This is a genomic window from Streptomyces spectabilis, from assembly GCF_008704795.1.
GTDB classification, from domain to species: Bacteria; Actinomycetota; Actinomycetes; order Streptomycetales; family Streptomycetaceae; genus Streptomyces; species Streptomyces spectabilis.
In genome coordinates, this window is record NZ_CP023690.1 from 5313220 (window position 1) to 5328977 (window position 15758).

14 protein-coding genes and 1 pseudogene are annotated in these 15758 nt (G+C 73.3%); 12 read left to right on the plus strand and 3 right to left on the minus strand.

Translation table 11 applies throughout. The annotated features are described in order from the left end of the window. Window positions 1–16: 16 nt before the first annotated feature. Window positions 17–844: an HAD family hydrolase gene (locus tag CP982_RS23265; protein ID WP_150512298.1), complete on the minus strand. Its 828-nt coding sequence runs from the start codon at window positions 842–844 to the stop codon at window positions 17–19. Between the two features lie 523 nt (window positions 845–1367). Between CP982_RS23265 and ssd the strand changes: the two genes are divergently transcribed. From ssd to CP982_RS43240, 7 genes and pseudogenes are all read left to right on the plus strand, one after another. Then, window positions 1368–2510: a septum site-determining protein Ssd gene (ssd, locus tag CP982_RS23270; RefSeq protein ID WP_150512299.1), complete on the plus strand. Its 1143-nt coding sequence runs from the start codon at window positions 1368–1370 to the stop codon at window positions 2508–2510. Further along, complete coding sequence (locus CP982_RS23275; protein WP_150512300.1) at window positions 2507–3676, plus strand: TadA family conjugal transfer-associated ATPase; 1170 nt, start codon at window positions 2507–2509, stop codon at window positions 3674–3676. The genes ssd and CP982_RS23275 overlap by 4 nt, the downstream gene beginning before the upstream one ends. Before the next feature lie 8 nt (window positions 3677–3684). After that, window positions 3685–4605: a type II secretion system F family protein gene (locus CP982_RS23280; RefSeq protein ID WP_150515658.1), complete on the plus strand. Its 921-nt coding sequence runs from the start codon at window positions 3685–3687 to the stop codon at window positions 4603–4605. Then, entirely contained in the window at window positions 4605–5420 is an 816-nt protein-coding gene (locus tag CP982_RS23285; RefSeq protein ID WP_150512301.1) for a type II secretion system F family protein, read from the plus strand. The genes CP982_RS23280 and CP982_RS23285 overlap by 1 nt, the downstream gene beginning before the upstream one ends. Before the next feature lie 249 nt (window positions 5421–5669). Next, on the plus strand, window positions 5670–5834 hold the full coding sequence (locus CP982_RS23290) for a DUF4244 domain-containing protein (protein ID WP_078868871.1): 165 nt from the start codon (window positions 5670–5672) through the stop codon (window positions 5832–5834). Continuing rightward, window positions 5821–6258 carry a TadE family type IV pilus minor pilin gene (locus CP982_RS42590; RefSeq protein WP_150512302.1) on the plus strand — a complete coding sequence of 146 codons (438 nt, stop codon included), beginning with the start codon at window positions 5821–5823 and terminating at the stop codon, window positions 6256–6258. The genes CP982_RS23290 and CP982_RS42590 overlap by 14 nt, the downstream gene beginning before the upstream one ends. A 113-nt stretch (window positions 6259–6371) precedes the next feature. After that, a pseudogene (locus CP982_RS43240) lies at window positions 6372–6572 on the plus strand (Rv3654c family TadE-like protein); the annotation flags it as partial. Window positions 6573–6869: 297 nt separating this feature from the next. Here CP982_RS43240 and CP982_RS23305 read toward each other — a convergent pair. Next, a complete protein-coding gene (locus CP982_RS23305) occupies window positions 6870–9329 on the minus strand; it encodes a DEAD/DEAH box helicase (protein WP_150512303.1) in 2460 nt (819 codons plus the stop codon). An 81-nt stretch (window positions 9330–9410) separates the two neighbouring features. On the opposite strand from CP982_RS23305, the gene bldG reads away from it, so the two are divergent. From bldG to CP982_RS23325, 4 genes are all read left to right on the plus strand, one after another. Beyond that, the gene (bldG, locus tag CP982_RS23310; RefSeq protein ID WP_030677886.1) at window positions 9411–9752 is read left to right on the plus strand and encodes an anti-sigma factor antagonist BldG; all 342 of its coding nucleotides are present in this window, start codon (window positions 9411–9413) and stop codon (window positions 9750–9752) included. Window positions 9753–9869: 117 nt separating this feature from the next. Then, a complete protein-coding gene (locus CP982_RS23315) occupies window positions 9870–10289 on the plus strand; it encodes an ATP-binding protein (RefSeq protein WP_150512304.1) in 420 nt (139 codons plus the stop codon). Between the two features lie 543 nt (window positions 10290–10832). Further along, window positions 10833–13235: a sodium-translocating pyrophosphatase gene (locus tag CP982_RS23320; RefSeq protein ID WP_150512305.1), complete on the plus strand. Its 2403-nt coding sequence runs from the start codon at window positions 10833–10835 to the stop codon at window positions 13233–13235. Between the two features lie 207 nt (window positions 13236–13442). After that, on the plus strand, window positions 13443–14027 hold the full coding sequence (locus CP982_RS23325) for a small secreted protein (protein WP_150512306.1): 585 nt from the start codon (window positions 13443–13445) through the stop codon (window positions 14025–14027). 158 nt (window positions 14028–14185) lie between these two features. On the opposite strand, the gene CP982_RS23330 is transcribed toward CP982_RS23325, so the two are convergent. Then, on the minus strand, window positions 14186–15013 hold the full coding sequence (locus CP982_RS23330) for a class I SAM-dependent methyltransferase (RefSeq protein WP_150512307.1): 828 nt from the start codon (window positions 15011–15013) through the stop codon (window positions 14186–14188). 118 nt (window positions 15014–15131) lie between these two features. Here CP982_RS23330 and CP982_RS23335 point away from each other — a divergent pair, with 118 nt between their 5' ends. After that, window positions 15132–15731 (plus strand): TetR/AcrR family transcriptional regulator, encoded by a 600-nt coding sequence (locus CP982_RS23335; protein WP_150512308.1) that lies wholly within the window; start codon window positions 15132–15134, stop codon window positions 15729–15731. Window positions 15732–15758: the final 27 nt, after the last annotated feature.

Below are 15758 nucleotides of genomic sequence, written 5' to 3' on the forward strand. Positions count from 1 at the left end.
GGTGGCGCGGAGCGGGTCAGCTCGCCGCCGCGGCGCGGCGACGGGTGGCGAACCAGACCAGGCCCGCGGTGGCCGCGGCGGCCCCCACGGCCGCCGCGGCGACGAGCGCGGGGCGCGGCGGCGCGGGCAGGCGCTGCTTGAGCCGCACCGGGCGGTGGAAATCGAGGATCGGCCACTCGCGCGCGAGTGCCTCCCGGCGCAGCGCCCGGTCGGGGTTGACGGCGTGGGCGTGGCCCACGGACTCGAGCATCGGCATGTCGGTGAACGAGTCGCTGTAGGCGTAGCACCGCTCCAGGTCGTACCCCTCCGACTCCGCGAGCTCCTTGACCGCCTCCGCCTTCGTCGGCCCGTACGCGTAGTACTCCACCTCGCCCGTGAAGCAGCCGTCGGGCCCGACGACCATCCGGGTGGCCACGACCCGGTCCGCGCCGAGCAGTTCGCCGATCGGCTCGACCACTTCGGCGCCCGAGGTGGAGACGATGACGACGTCCCGTCCGGCGGTGTGGTGCTGCTCGATGAGCGAGGCGGCCTCGTCGTAGATGATCGGGTCGATCAGGTCGTGCAGGGTCTCGGCGACGATCTCCTTGACCTGCTGCACGTTCCACCCGCGGCAGAGCGCGGACAGGTACTCGCGCATGCGCTCCATCTGGTCGTGGTCGGCGCCGCCTGCCAGGAACACGAACTGGGCATATGCGGTGCGCAGTACCGCTCTGCGGTTGATCAGGCCGCCTTGGTAGAACGACTTGCTGAAGGTGAGGGTGCTCGACTTCGCAATGACCGTCTTGTCCAGGTCAAAGAAGGCGGCCGTGCGAGGCAAGGAGTGGTTTTCCACGAGCCTGAGCATAGGCGCCCACCATTCGGCGTAAGCTGAGGCGCGTGGGTTTGCCTGAGAAGGCTCTCGGGTACACCATGGAAGTCACGGATCGTTCGCGACCGTGCTAACCCGGTCTGGCTCCTCCCCCCCCGAGTCGGACCGAGGGGACGACCCCCGCTCTCCCCCCCGGCGGGGGTCGTCGCATGTCCGGGTGGGTTTTCTCCCTCGTTTTCTGATCTCTGATGATCGCCGTGCGCCCTCATGGGCCGCTGAGGCGCCGCTGAGCCCTGCCCAAGATTCATCACTGTGCGTAGTCGTGGCGCTGCGCTGCGGAAGTCGTTCGGGGCCTCACCGGTATGGGTGACGGAGATATTCACAGCCGCCGTCTTCTCCACAGTTATTGACCAAGATCCACACGATTTCCGGGAGCGCAGCACGCTGATTCCGCTCGTGAAGTTCATGGCCGGATTCCAGCGGCCGGTCTTCGCGAGCTCGGACCCGGATGCACACAGGCGCGCATTCGAGGACTTGCAGCGAGAGGGGGCTGGAGATCGTGGCCGAAGTCATTACGGGCGACGCGTCGCCGCCGTCCGACGGGCGGCCCGGCGCACCACTGATCGTCACCGAGGACGCGGACCTGCTGGATGACCTGCTGCGGCTGTGCGCCGCGGCGGGCGCGCGACCCGAGGTGCACCACGGGGTGCCGGAGCGCGGGGGTGGCAGGGACACCTGGACATCGGCCCCGCTCGTCCTGGTCGGGGACGACGCGGTGGACCGGGTCCGCCGAGCCGCGCGGCGGCGCGGAGTAGTACTGGTTGGGCGGGATCAGGACGATTCCGACGTTTGGCGGCGAGCGGTGGAGATCGGCGCGGAGCAGGTCCTCGTCCTGCCGGACGGCGAGCAGTGGCTGGTGGACCGCATCGCGGACGTGGCCGAGGGCGTGGGGCGGCCCGCGCTCACCATCGGCGTCATCGGCGGCCGGGGCGGAGCCGGAGCTTCCACCCTGGCCTGCGCCCTCGCCGTCACGGCGGCGCGCGCCCGGCGCCGCACCATGCTCATCGACGCCGACCCGCTGGGCGGCGGGCTCGACGTCCTGCTCGGCGGGGAGACCGCGGACGGGCTGCGCTGGCCCGCCTTCGCCCAGTCGCGCGGCCGGGTCGGCGGCGGCGCCCTGGAGGAGTCGCTGCCCGAGCTGCACGACCTGCGGGTGCTCAGCTGGGATCGCGGCGACACCGTGGCCGTGGCTCCGCAGGCGATGCGGGCCGTCCTCGCCGCGGCCCGCAGGCGCGGCGGCGTGGTGGTCGTGGATCTGCCGCGCCGCGTGGACGAGACGGTGGGGGAGGCGCTGGCCCAGCTCGACCTGGGCCTCCTGGTGGTGCCGCGCGAGCTGCGCGCGGTGGCAGGGGCGTGCCGCGTCGCGTCGGCCGTGGGCATGGTGCTGCGGGATCTGAGGGTGGTCGCCGCCACCGGCCGGTCCGGGCGCGGCGCGCTCGACGGCGGTGAGGGGCTCGATGCGGGCGAGATCGCGCGCCTCCTCCAGCTGCCGCTCGTCGGCGAGCTGCCCTGGGAGCACGGCCTCACGAAAGGCCTGGACGCCGGGCGGCCACCCGGCGGACTGACACGCGGACCGCTCGCCCGGTTCTGCGCCGCCTTCTGGCAGCAGCTCCCGGTGGACGCCACCGGAGGGCGCGTATGAACGCGGTGGTGGGCGCGCGCATGCTGGACGGCGTACGCCAATGGCTCGCTGCGAACGGCACGGAGCCGACCCCGGCCCGGGTAGCCGAAGCGCTGCGGGCCCAGGCAGGCGTCCTCGGAGATGCCGAAGTCCTGGGGGCGGCCGAGCAGCTGCGCTCCGAGCTCGTGGGCGCGGGCCCGCTGGAGCCCCTGCTCGCGGACCCCTCCGTGACTGATGTGCTGGTGTCCGCGCCGGACCGGGTGTGGGTGGACAGGGGCGGCGGCCTGGAGCTCACGGACGTGGCGTTCCGGGACGCGGCGGCCGTGCGACGGCTCGCCCAGCGCCTCGCGGCGGTCGCGGGCCGGCGCCTGGACGACGCGCGGCCCTGGGTGGACGCCCGCCTTCCGGACGGCACCCGGCTGCATGCCGTGCTGCCCCCGGTCGCCGTCGGCTCGGCGTGCCTGTCGCTGCGGGTCGTGCGGCCGCGGGCCTTCACCCTCGCGGAGCTGACCGCGGCGGGCACGGTGCCGCCCGGCGGCGAGCGCTTCCTGCGCGCCCTGCTCGACGCCCGTCTGTCGTACGTGATCAGCGGCGGCACGGGCAGCGGCAAGACGACGCTCCTGAGCAGCCTCCTCGGTCTGGTCGGCCCGGGGGAGCGGATCGTGCTCGCCGAGGACTCCGCGGAGCTGCGCCCCGAGCACCCGCACGTGGTGCGCCTGGAGACCCGGCAGGCGAATCAGGAGGGCGCGGGCTTCGTCGGTCTCGACGACCTGGTGCGCCAGGCCCTGCGGATGCGTCCCGACCGGCTCGTCGTGGGCGAGGTGCGCGGCGCGGAGGTGGTGCATCTGCTGGCCGCGCTCAACACGGGCCACGAGGGCGGCTGCGGCACTCTGCACGCGAACGCCGCGGCGGACGTCCCGGCCCGTCTGGAGGCCTTGGGCACGGCAGCCGGGCTTGACCGCGCGGCCCTGCACAGCCAGGTGGCGGCCGCGCTCTCGGTGGTCATCCATCTCGCGCGGGACCGGGCCGGGCGGCGGCGCATCGCCGAGGTGCACGTCCTGGAGCGGGACGCCGCGGGCCTGGTGGCGACGGTGCCCGCGCTGCGGTGGGGCGAGCGCGGCTTCGTCCAGGAGCGCGGCTGGCGGCGGCTGGGCGCGCTGCTCGGAAGCCGGGGTGAGACCGCGTGAGCACGGCGATGGCATGGGGCGCGGCACTGTGCGCGGGCGGGTCGGTGTGGCTCCTGGGCGGGCGTGCCCGGGCCCGGGAGCTGAGGCGGGCCCGGCTGGCGCTCGCGGTGCCCGGGGAGGTGGGTCCCGCGCCCGCTTGGCGCCGGGCCGCTGCCGGGGCGCGCGGGCGCCTCGCGGACCGGGTGGGGCCTGAAGTGTGGGTCCTGGTGGGCGGTTTGGCCGTCGCGGTCCTGGGCGAATCAGTGGTGCCGCTCGTCGCGGGGGTGGTCGGTGTGCCCCTGGCCCGGCGGTTGCGCAGAGCCCGGGAGGCCCGCCGGGAGCGGGAGCGGCGGACGGACGCGGTGATCGCCTTGTGCGGGGCGCTCGCGGGTGAGGTGCGCGCGGGACGGCAGCCGGGAGAGGCGCTGCGGACGGCCACGGAGGCCGTGGAAGGCGCTGCGGCGGGCCGGGCGCGTGCGGGGGCTGCGGAGCCCACAGGCACTGGTCGGGCCGTAGGTCGAGGGCTCGGCGGGGAGTGGGCCGGGGTGCTCGCGGCCGCGAGGTTCGGCGGGGATGTGCCGGGGGCGCTGCGGGAGGCCGCGCGGAAGCCCGGCGCGGAGGGGCTCCTGGGGCTCGCGGCCTGCTGGCGGGTCGCCGTCGACCGGGGCGCGGGGCTCGCGACGGGACTTGAGCGTCTGGAGGGCGCCCTGCGGGCCGAGCGGGATCAACGGTCCGATCTCCGCGCCCAGTTGGCGGGTGCCCGATCGACGGCAGTGCTGCTCGCCGGGCTTCCCGCGCTCGGTCTGCTGATGGGCGGCGCGCTCGGCGCTCGGCCGCTGCGGGTGCTGCTGCACACGGGGGCGGGGTTCGGGTGCCTCCTCGTGGGCGGACTTCTGGAGGGCGCGGGCGCCTGGTGGGCGCTGCGGATCATGCGAAAGGCGGAGGGGTGATGAACGGGGCCGAGGTTTTCCACAGGCTGGGGGTGGCGCTGTGGTCGGCGGTGGCGGTGTTGTGGCTGACCCTCGTGGCGACGATGGCCCGACGCGAACGGGCCCTGGGCAGACGCGTGGTGGCGGCCCTGGGCGAGCGCGGACGGCCGGTCCGGTGCTGGCCGTGGCAGCCGCAGTGGCGCGGGCGGTGGCGTGGCGGGCTGTCCGGGCGGCGGGACGCGGTCCGCGTGCGGCTCGCCGCGGCCGGGGCGGTTGCCGCCGGCTGGGCGCTGGTCGGCGGGGTGACGGGACTCCTGGTGGGCGCGGGCCTCGGCTGTGCCGTGCTGCGGATAGGGCGGGGTGGTGCCCCTGAGGCGGAGTTCGACACGGCTGAGGCGGCGCGTCAACTGCCCTTGGCGGCGGACCTGGTGGCGGCGTGCGTGGCCGCCGGGGCCGGGCCGGTCGTGGCGGCCCAGGCCGTCGGGGAGTCGCTGCGGGGGCCGGTCGGCGAGCGGCTCGCGTGGGGCGCGGCACAGGTGCGGCTCGGCGGCGCGCCCGCGGACGCCTGGCGCCAGTTGAGCGCCGTACCGGGCGCCGGGGCGCTGGCCCGCCTCCTGGAGCGGGCGGGTGAGTCCGGGGCGCCCGCGGCCGGTCCGGTGGCCCGCCTCGCGGCGGACTGCCGGGCCGAGAGAGCGCGCGAGGCGACCGCCCGGGCGCGCCGGGCCGCGGTCTCGATGACGGCACCGGTGGGGCTGTGCTTCCTGCCCGCGTTCATCGCGCTCGGGGTGGTGCCGGTGGTCATGGGCCTCGGGGGAGCGCTGCTGAGCGCCCGCTGAGGCGGTGGTGTCGGCCGCACCGGCAGGAAGCGGCTGTGAGCAAAGAGCAGGAATTTCGAATCTCATCTCAACGAGTCGGCATCTCAGACGAGTCGGCATTTCATGGGGGTTGTCATGTGGGGACAGGCGCAGGAACAGGCGCAGGAACAGGGACAGGAGCGAGGCCAGGGAAGCGTCCGTGGCTGCGGGCAGGAGCCGGGGCGCGGGCCGGGCTCGGCGCGGGCCTGGGGGTCACGGCGCTGGACGCGGATGCGCACCGGCACACGGGACGCCGGGATGGCGACGTCCGAGTACGCGATGGGGCTGATCGCAGCCGTGGGTTTCGCCGGGCTGCTCTACAAGGTGGTGACGAGCGGGCCCGTCCGCGCGGGGCTGCAAGCGGTGGTGGAGAGGGCGCTCCATGTGCAGTTCTGAGGCCGGGACGGACGGAGAAGGCACCACGGGCCCGGTCGGTGGCGGGCCCGGGAGGCGGCACGACGACGGGTTCGTGACGGCTGAGGCGGCCGTGGTCCTGCCGACCCTGGTGCTGTTCACGATGGGGCTCCTATGGGTCCTCATGACCGCGTCCGCGCAGATCCAGTGCGTGGACGCGGCCCGGGCCGGGGCCCGTGCGATGGCGCGCCAGGACCCGCAGGGCACGGCCGTGGCGGCGGCCCGGCAGGCGGCGCCGCGCGGGGCGCGGGTCGCCGTGCGCAGGGACGGAGACCTGGTGCGGGTCGAGGTGGTGGCGCCGTCACCGGGACCGCGGCCCTTGGGGCTCGGCGTGCGGCTGCGCGCGGAGGCGGTGGCGCTGGCGGAGGACACGGTGGGCGCGGGCACGGTGGGGGTGGGCACGTGAGTCGGGTCGGACGGCGGGCGGACGGGAGCGTTGCCCCGGCGGGCCGAGGGGGCGTGCGGACGGACCGGGGCGCCGCCACGGTGTGGGTGGTGGTCGTGCTGGCCGTGCTGTGCGTGGTCACCGGTGCCGTCCTGGCGATGGGGCAGGTGATGGTCGCCCGGCACCGGGCGGGCGGTGCCGCCGACCTGGCCGCGCTCGCGGCGGCGGACCACTGGATGGCCGGGCCCGGCGGCGCCTGCGAGCGGGCCGGCCGAGTGGCGCGGGCCCAGGGCACGCGGATCGTGCGGTGCGAGGTCCGGGGCCAGGTGTCGGACGTGACGGCGGCGGCGGAGCTCGGGCCGTTCACGACGGAGGTCAGGTCACGGGCGGGGCCCCCGACGGCCCCGGGGCCCGTGGCGTTCAGAGCACCCGGCGACGGCTTGGTCGACGCGCCTGCGCAGGGCTCAGCTGGCACACCCGGCCATGGACCAGCGGGCGCACCCGGCCGCGGACCAGCTGACGCACCCGGCTACGGCCCAAACGACGTCCCCGGCCACGGCCCAGCCCACGGCCCAGCCCACGGCCCAGTCGGCGGGCCTGGCCACGGCCCGGTCGACGCATCCGCGCACCGCTCAGTCCGTGGCCGCGGGCGCGTCCTTCAGGAGGGTGGTGAGCAGGCGGACCGCGCCGCGCTTGTGCAGGGGGTCGTTGCCGTTGCCGCACTTGGGGGACTGGATGCACGACGGGCACCCGGCCTCGCACTCGCAGGAGGCGATGGCCTCGCGGGTGGCGGTGAGCCAGGCGCGGGCGGTGTGGAAGGCGCGCTCGGCGAACCCGGCGCCACCGGGATGGCCGTCGTAGACGAAGACCGTCGGGAGGAGCGTGTCCGGGTGCAGCGGCACGGAGACGCCGCCGATGTCCCAGCGGTCGCAGGTGGCGAACAGCGGCAGCATGCCGATGGAGGCGTGCTCGGCGGCGTGCAGGGCGCCGCCGAGGATCTCCGGGTTGATGCGGGCCGCGTCGAGCTGGTCCTCGGTGACCGTCCACCACACGGCGCGGGTGCGCAGGGTGCGCGGCGGCAGGTCCAGCTTGGTCTCGCCGAGCACCTCGCCCGTGATGAGCTTGCGGCGCAGGAAGGAGACGACCTGGTTGGTGACTTCGACGGATCCGTAGCAGAGGCGGCCGGGGCCCCAGGGGATCTCGGTGTCGGTGTCGAGGACGGAGATGGCGGTGGTGTCGCGGGCGGTCGTCGAGTAGGGCGGGACGGCTTCCTCGACGAGTGCGACGGAGTCCTCCAGGTCCAGGTGGCGCACGAGATACGTACGGCCCTGGTGGAGGTGGACCGCGCCCTCGTGGACGGTCGTGTGCGCGGCGGAGGCGTCGACGGTGCCGAGCAGCCGCCCCGTGCCCTCCTCGACGACCTGGACGGGGCGGCCGCCCCCGCCGCGGATGTCCGTGAGGTCGGCGGCGCGCTCGCGGCGGGTCCAGTGCCAGGCCTTCGTGCGGCGGCGCAGCAGCTTCGCGGCCTCCAGCTGCGGCAGCAGCTCCTCGGCGGCCGGTCCGAAGAGCGGGAAGTCCTCCTCGGTGAGGGGAAGTTCCGCCGCGGCGGCACAGAGGTGGGGCGCGAGGACGTACGGATTGTCGGGGTCGAGGACGGTCGACTCGACGGGCTGGTGGAACAACGCGTCGGGATGGTGGACGAGATACGTGTCCAGAGGATCGTCACGGGCCACGAGCACCGCCAGGGAGCCCTGCCCGGAGCGTCCGGCGCGGCCCGCCTGCTGCCACAGCGAGGCCCGGGTCCCGGGATAGCCCGCGATGAGGACGGCGTCCAGGCCGGACACGTCCACGCCGAGTTCGAGGGCGGTGGTGGCGGCGAGGCCGAGGAGTTCGCCGGAGTGCAGGGCCTGTTCCAGGGCGCGGCGCTCCTCGGGGAGATAGCCGCCCCGGTAGGCGGCGACACGGCGGGCCAGGGAGCGGTCGACCTCGCTGAGGCGTTCCTGGGCGATCACGGAGATCAGCTCGGCGCCGCGCCGGGAGCGGACGAAGGCGACGGAGCGGACGCCCTGGACGGTCAGGTCGGTGAGCAGGTCGGCCGTCTCGGCGGTGGCGGTGCGGCGCACCGGGGCGCCCTTCTCGCCGTGGAGTTCGGTGAGCGGCGGCTCCCAGAGGGCGAAGACGACCTCGCCGCGGGGCGAGCCGTCGTCGGCGACCTCGGTGACGGGCAGGCCGGTCAGGCGCCGCGCGGCCACGGCGGGTTCCGCGGCCGTGGCGGAGGCGAGGAGGAAGACGGGCGCGGAGCCGTAGCGGGCGCACAAGCGGCGCAGACGGCGCAGGACTTGGGCGACGTGCGAGCCGAAGACGCCGCGGTAGGTGTGGCACTCGTCGATGACGACGTAGCGCAGGGACCGCAGGAAGGAGGACCAGCGGGGGTGGGACGGGAGGATGCCGCGGTGCAGCATGTCGGGGTTGGTCAGGACGTAGTTGGCGTACTGGCGCACCCACTCGCGTTCCTCGACGGGGGTGTCGCCGTCGTACACGGCGGCCCTGACGGCGGTGCCGAGCGGTGCGGCCAGGGCGCGCACGGCACGGCGCTGGTCGGCCGCGAGGGCCTTGGTGGGGGCCAGGTACAGGGCGGTGGTGCCGCGCCCGTTCGCGGCCTCGGAGCCGTCCAGGAGGGCGGAGAGCACCGGTGTGAGATATGCCAATGACTTGCCGGAGGCGGTGCCGGTGGCGACGACGACGGATTCGCCGTCGAGGGCGTGTTCGGCGGCCCGTGCCTGGTGGGCCCAGGGATGCTCGATTCCGGCCTTCCGGACGGCGGCGACGACCTCGGAGCGGATGCGATCGGGCCAGACGGCATACCGGGCCGCCCTCGGGGGCAGGTGCTCCGTATGAGTGACGCGCGCAGCCCGGCTCGGCCCCGTGGTCAGTCGGTCCAGGACCGACTGCGGGGAGACGTGGGCCGGGGGGTCCGCCGAGGGTCTTCCGGAAGGGGAAAAGTTGGCCATCGGCATCGAGTGTGTCACTGGCGGGATGGACAATGGTCCGAAGGCGTCGTGCGCGCCTGCCCGTAAGTGATTGAATGCCATCGCGGCTGGCGATCCGTCCCGGGGGCGTGGGCCGAGGTGTCCCGAGGGGCGACCGCTCGATAGCAAGGTGCTGGAGGATCCGTGGACCTGTCTCTGTCGACCCGTACCGTCGGCGATCGTACGGTCGTCGAGGTCGGTGGCGAAATCGATGTTTATACCGCGCCCAAGCTGCGCGAGCAGTTGGTCGAGTTGGTGAACGACGGCAGTTTCCATCTGGTCGTCGACATGGAGCGAGTGGACTTCCTCGACTCCACCGGACTCGGCGTGCTGGTCGGCGGCCTGAAGCGGGTGCGTGCCCACGAGGGCTCGCTCCGCCTGGTGTGCAACCAGGAGCGCATTCTCAAGATCTTCCGCATCACCGGCCTGACCAAGGTGTTCCCGATCCACACCTCGGTCGACGAAGCGGTCGCGGCCACCGACTGAGCCGGACGCCCCGGCAGGTCCGGGGTTCCGGGCTCCGTCCCGGAGTGGCAGTACGGCGGAGGGCCGGGCCGTCGGCCCGGCCCTTCGACAGCACGCGTGTATGTCCGAGGGGGATGCATGGCCACCGTTGAACTCCGCTTCAGCGCGCTGCCCGAGCACGTCAGGACCGCCCGACTGGTGGCGGCCGCGGTGGCGCGACGGGCCGGAGTGGACGAGGCCGTCCTCGATGAGGTCAGGCTCGCGGTCGGCGAGGCCTGCACCCGCGCCGTGGGGCTGCACCAGGCTGCCGGGATCACCGCGCCCGTGCGCGTCGCGCTGGTCGAGGAGGAGAAGCAGTTCTCCATCGAGGTCGGTGACGAGGCGCCGCGCGTCGTGCCCGCGGCCGCGCCGGGCGGCCGGCCCGGCGCGGAGGATCCGGAGGCCGAGGGCGAGGACGAGATGGGGCTCGCGGTGATCAGCGGCCTCGTCGACGACGTGGAGGTCACGGCGGACGAGGCCGGTGGCCTGATCCGCATGACCTGGCCCACGACGCCCTAGCGACCCGGCCCCCGCGCAGCACCGTCGGCGACGCCACCCCCAGACACCCCAGAGGCCTCCTGGACACCCCAGCGGGGCCTCCTGGCATGAACTGCCGCCCCCAGTGCCTCCAGCGGCTCCCGACCGGCTCCTGCCCGGCCCCCAAGCGGCTCCTGTCCGGCTCCCGACCGGCCCCCCAAGCGGCTCCCGATCGGCCTGCGACCCGCCTCCGACCGGTTCTCAACCCGTCCCCACCGCCTCCCGCTCCCGCGTTACATAAATCTGTTCGCCGTATGCGTGCGCGCAGTTTCTGTTTGTGTGACAAGTGGGGAAATTGGTGAGCGGGAGAACGGTGATCAATGGAGGTGACAGCGGGGAGGGCGGTCTCGGCGGCGGCGTCAATGGTTTTGGGGCATTACCGCTTTCGGGGTCAATCGGCGGGCGCGATCTTTTGAAGATACGCACCTGCGCGCCAATTCTGTTTGCGGCGCACTGTTTTGATCAGGTCAGGCTCCCTACAATCCGTCCACATCTTGAGCTCAGCCCAAGCGTCAAGGAGGACGAATGGCGGGGCTTTCTACCCCTCATCAGCTCGACCACCCCTCAATCCTCGCGGGTCCGGTACTGACCGACGACAACCGGCTCATCGTGATGGTCATCGCGGCCGTCGCGATCGCCGCCCTGGCGGTCGCCTGGGTGCTCGTCCGTCAAGTGCTCGCGGCCGACGAGGGCACCGACAGCATGAAGAAGATCGCGGCGGCGGTGCAGGAAGGCGCGAATGCCTATCTGTGGCGGCAGTTGCGGACCCTCGGCGTTTTCGCCGTCGTGGTGTTCTTCCTGCTCATGCTGCTGCCCGCGGACGACTGGAATCAGCGCATCGGCCGGTCGGTGTTCTTCCTGATCGGAGCTGCCTTCTCGGCGACCACCGGCTATATCGGTATGTGGCTCGCCGTGCGCAGCAATGTGCGCGTGGCCGCCGCGGCCCGGGAAGCGACACCGGCGGAAGGCGAGCCGGAAAAGGATCTCACCGCCGTCTCGCACAAAGCGATGAAGATCGCTTTCCGTACGGGCGGCGTCGTCGGCATGTTCACAGTGGGGCTCGGTCTGCTCGGTGCCTCCTGTGTCGTGCTCGTGTACGCGGCCGACGCACCGAAGGTGCTCGAAGGCTTCGGCCTCGGAGCCGCGCTGATCGCGATGTTCATGCGTGTCGGAGGCGGCATCTTCACCAAGGCCGCCGACGTCGGCGCCGACCTGGTCGGCAAGGTCGAACAGGGCATTCCGGAGGACGATCCGCGCAATGCCGCGACCATCGCCGACAACGTGGGCGACAACGTCGGCGACTGCGCAGGGATGGCCGCCGACCTCTTCGAGTCGTACGCCGTCACGCTCGTCGCCGCGCTGATCCTCGGCAAGGCCGCGTTCGGTGACGCCGGGCTCGCCTTCCCGCTGATCGTGCCCGCGATCGGCGTGATCACCGCGATGATCGGCATCTTCGCGGTGGCGCCACGGCGCTCCGACCGCAGCGGCATGACCGCCATCAACCGCGGCTTCTTCATCTCGGCGTTCATCTCGCTCGCGCTCGTCGCGGTGGCCGTCTTCGTCTACCTCCCGTCGTCGTACGCGGACTTGGACGGGGTCGAGGACGCGGCGATCCTGGCCAAGAGCGGCGACCCGCGGATCCTCGCGGTCGTGGCGGTCGCCATCGGCATCGTCCTGGCCGCGCTGATCCAGCAGCTCACCGGCTACTTCACCGAGACCACCCGGCGGCCGGTCAAGGACATCGGCAAGACCTCGCTCACGGGCCCGGCCACCGTCATCCTCGCGGGCATCTCCGTGGGCCTGGAATCAGCCGTCTACACGGCGCTGTTGATCGGCCTCGGCGTGTACGGGGCGTTCCTGCTCGGCGGTGCGTCGATCATGCTCGCCCTGTTCGCGGTGGCGCTGGCCGGGACCGGCCTGCTCACCACGGTCGGCGTCATCGTCGCCATGGACACCTTCGGACCGGTCTCCGACAACGCGCAGGGCATCGCCGAGATGTCCGGCGACGTCCAGGGCGCGGGCGCGCAGGTGCTCACCGACCTGGACGCCGTGGGCAACACCACCAAGGCCATCACCAAGGGCATCGCCATCGCCACGGCCGTCCTGGCGGCCTCGGCGCTGTTCGGCTCGTACCGGGACGCGATCGCCGAAGCGGCCGACGACGTCGGCCAGAAACTCGGCGACGGTGCGCCGATGAACCTGGTGATGGACATCTCACAGCCGAACAACCTGGTGGGCCTGATCCTCGGCGCCGCGGTCGTGTTCCTCTTCTCGGGGCTCGCGATCAACGCGGTGTCGCGGTCGGCGGGGGCCGTGGTGTACGAGGTGCGGCGGCAGTTCCGCGAGCGCCCCGGGATCATGGACTACACGGAGCAGCCCGAGTACGGGCGCGTCGTCGACATCTGCACCAAGGACGCGCTGCGCGAGCTGGCCACGCCCGGTCTGATCGCCGTGCTCACGCCGATCGCGGTCGGCTTCACGTTCGGCGTCGGCGCGCTCGGCTCGTTCCTCGCGGGCGCGATCGGCACGGGCACGCTGATGGCGGTGTTCCTGGCCAACTCCGGTGGCGCGTGGGACAACGCGAAGAAGCTGGTCGAGGACGGCCACCACGGCGGCAAGGGCAGCGAGGCCCACGCCGCGACGGTGATCGGCGACACGGTCGGCGACCCGTTCAAGGACACCGCGGGCCCGGCGATCAACCCGCTGTTGAAGGTGATGAACCTGGTGGCGCTGCTCATCGCGCCCGCGGTCGTCAAGTTCAGCTACGGAGAGGACAAGAGCGTCGCCATGCGCGTCCTGATCGCGGCCCTGTCCATCGCGGTCATCGTCGGCGCGGTGTACGTGTCCAAGCGGCGCGGCATCGCCGTCGGTGACGAGGAGAACCCGGGGAAGGTCGCCAGCTCGGCCGACCCCGCGATCGTCTCGTAGCCGGTCTTTCCGTCCCAACACGGGGGCGGGTGGCGCCTTTTGAGGCGCTGCCCGCCCCTCGTGCGTGTCGGCGGCGCCTCCCGGCGCCTCCCGTGAGCCTTCTCTCGCCCCGCGCCCCTTGGTGCAAATGGCTGCAATAGCGGTGGTACCGGACGCCCGGCGTGCGGTCACCGCCCCCTCGACGTGTAAGTTCCGGGGCCGAGAGCCATGGAAGGGACCAATCCGGTGAACAAGAAGCTCGCGGCCGCACTGTCCGGCGGTGCGGTACTGGTACTGGCGCTGTCGGGGTGCTCGGACGACGACGGCAACAAGAAGCTGGACGACTGGGCCAAGAAGGTCTGCGACACGGCCGTACAGGCCCAGTCGAAGAAGATCGCGGACGCCAACGCGGCGATCAAGAAGCAGACCGCGGACAACAGCTCGCCGGAGGAAGTGAAGAAGACCGACTCGCAGGCGTTCCAGGACATCTCCGACGCCTACAAGGAGCGCAGCGCCGCCCTGAAGAAGGCGGGCGCGCCGCCGGTCGACGACGGCGAGAAGAAGCTGAACGCCGCCGTGAAGGAGCTGGACGGCCTCTCCAAGTCGTACGCGGGCCTCAAGACGCAGACCGACAAGCTCGACACGAAGAACCAGTCGGCCTTCGCGGACGACCTCGCCAAGGTCGCCGAGGAGCTGGGCAAGCTCAGCAAGAGCGAGAACACGGCCCAGAAGCAGCTGGAGGCCGGGGACGTCGGCAAGGCCATGCGCGAGCAGGACAGCTGCAAGGCCGGAAGCTCGCCTTCGGCCAGCTGACGGCTCGGCAGGTCGCGGGGCTCGTCGGCGCGTCGGGGCGGCGGCTGTAGAGCTGGGCGACCAGGGCACGGCGACCAGAGCCCGGCGACCCCGCCCGTGCGGTGTGATGAAGGGCGCCTCCTCGGCAGGGAGCGCCCTTCTCGCGCCCTTCTCGCGTCCTACGTACGCACCGCCGTGGCCACCACCGTCGTGTACCGCATCGTGAAGCCGCCTCCTGCCGCGTCCACGGCGGCTCCGACGCCCGCGAGGACCTCCTCCAGGCGGGCGGCCGGGAGGCCGGTGTGGCCCCCGGTCGTGGGCAGCTGGTCCAGCCACTCGTCCCTGGTGTAGTCCCGCTCCCAGGTGAAGCGCCACTCCTCCGGCGCGCCGAACGCGCTCGCCGCACGCATCCCGTCGGCGGCCTTCAGGACGAGCGCCGCGTACGCGTCTCCGGCGGACATCGTCCACTGGCGGGCGGCGAGCGAGTCGGGCAGCACGCGGCTGTAGACCCCCGCGAAGGCCTCCATGAGGCCGGCCGGGGGCTCGCCCGCGTTCCAGAACACGGCGAGGCGGCCGCCGGGCCGCAGCGTCCGGGCCGCCTTCGCCGCGCCCGCCACCGGGTCCACCCAGTGCCACGCCTGGCCGGAGACGACCGCGTCGAAGGCCCGCCCGGCCGGTTCCCAGCCCTCGAACGCCGCCACCTCCACCGAGAGGCCGCGCCGCCGCGCCAGGGCCGCCATCCGCGCGTCCGGCTCGACCCCGAGCACCCGGCATCCGGTCGCCTGGAACTGGCGGGCGGCGATACCGGTCCCCGTGCCGACGTCGACGACATCGGGTCCCGGGCTCGCGGCGACGACGCGGTCCACCAGGTCCTGGGGGTAGCCGGGCCGGGCCCGGTCGTAGCGGTCGGCGTCCGCACCGAACGACTCGGCCACGTCGCGATGTTGATGGGGCGTCGGCTCGCTGGGAGGGCCCTGCTCCGCTGGCCCCGGCGGTAAAGTGGGCATGCGCCCACTATGAGTGGGCGCTCGCCCACTCGTCAACGGCCCGGCAGCCGAAGGCCGCAGCGCCCTAGAAGCAGCCCGTAAGTGCCCGTAAGTGCCCGCTAGTAAAGGAGAGGCCCCGGTGCCCACAGGAGTCGCCATCCGCGACGCGCGCGAGCAGCTCTTCGACGCCGCCGAGCGCGTCCTGCTCCGGGACGGGCCGAGCGCGCTGACCAGCCGGGCGGTCACCACGGAGGCGGGCTGTGCCAAGGGCGTGCTGCACCGGCACTTCGCCGACTTCGACGCCTTCCTCGCCGAACTGGTCCTGGACCGCGTCGCCCGCGTCGACCGTCAGGCCGCCGTGCTGCGCGCGTCCGCCGGGACCGGCACCGTCGTCGGCAACCTCAGCGGCGCCCTGACGGAGCTGTTCGGCTCGGTCGCCGTGGCGGTGGTCGGCCTCGTGACCTCGCGCGACGAGCTGCGCGCCCGGCTGCGGCAGGTGCGGCCCACCGGGGTGCCGGTGCTCGCGGAGGCCACCGCCATGGTCGTCGCGTACCTCTGCGCCGAGCGCGAACGGGGCCGTCTCGCGGCCTACGCCGACGTCGACACGCTCGCGCCCACGCTGATCGGCGCCGGGCACCTGCTGTTCGCCGACCGGAAGGGCGCCCCGCCGGAGCCCGAGGCCGTCGAGAAAGTCGTGCGTACGGTCGTCGCGGGCGTTGTGCGCGGACCGTCTGCCTGAGCACGGGTCACAATGTGGGCGTGAGCT

Coding starts and splice junctions, on each gene's coding strand:
- CP982_RS23305 (WP_150512303.1), bottom strand. CDS start 9,329: ATGGCATTCAATCACTTACGGGCAGGCGCGCACGACGCCTTCGGACCA.
- CP982_RS23285 (WP_150512301.1), top strand. CDS start 4,605: ATGAACGGGGCCGAGGTTTTCCACAGGCTGGGGGTGGCGCTGTGGTCG.
- CP982_RS23320 (WP_150512305.1), top strand. CDS start 10,833: ATGGCGGGGCTTTCTACCCCTCATCAGCTCGACCACCCCTCAATCCTC.
- CP982_RS23315 (WP_150512304.1), top strand. CDS start 9,870: ATGGCCACCGTTGAACTCCGCTTCAGCGCGCTGCCCGAGCACGTCAGG.
- CP982_RS23265 (WP_150512298.1), bottom strand. CDS start 844: ATGCTCAGGCTCGTGGAAAACCACTCCTTGCCTCGCACGGCCGCCTTC.
- CP982_RS23330 (WP_150512307.1), bottom strand. CDS start 15,013: ATGCCCACTTTACCGCCGGGGCCAGCGGAGCAGGGCCCTCCCAGCGAG.
- CP982_RS23290 (WP_078868871.1), top strand. CDS start 5,670: ATGCGCACCGGCACACGGGACGCCGGGATGGCGACGTCCGAGTACGCG.
- CP982_RS23325 (WP_150512306.1), top strand. CDS start 13,443: ATGGAAGGGACCAATCCGGTGAACAAGAAGCTCGCGGCCGCACTGTCC.
- CP982_RS23275 (WP_150512300.1), top strand. CDS start 2,507: ATGAACGCGGTGGTGGGCGCGCGCATGCTGGACGGCGTACGCCAATGG.
- CP982_RS42590 (WP_150512302.1), top strand. CDS start 5,821: ATGTGCAGTTCTGAGGCCGGGACGGACGGAGAAGGCACCACGGGCCCG.
- CP982_RS23280 (WP_150515658.1), top strand. CDS start 3,685: ATGGCATGGGGCGCGGCACTGTGCGCGGGCGGGTCGGTGTGGCTCCTG.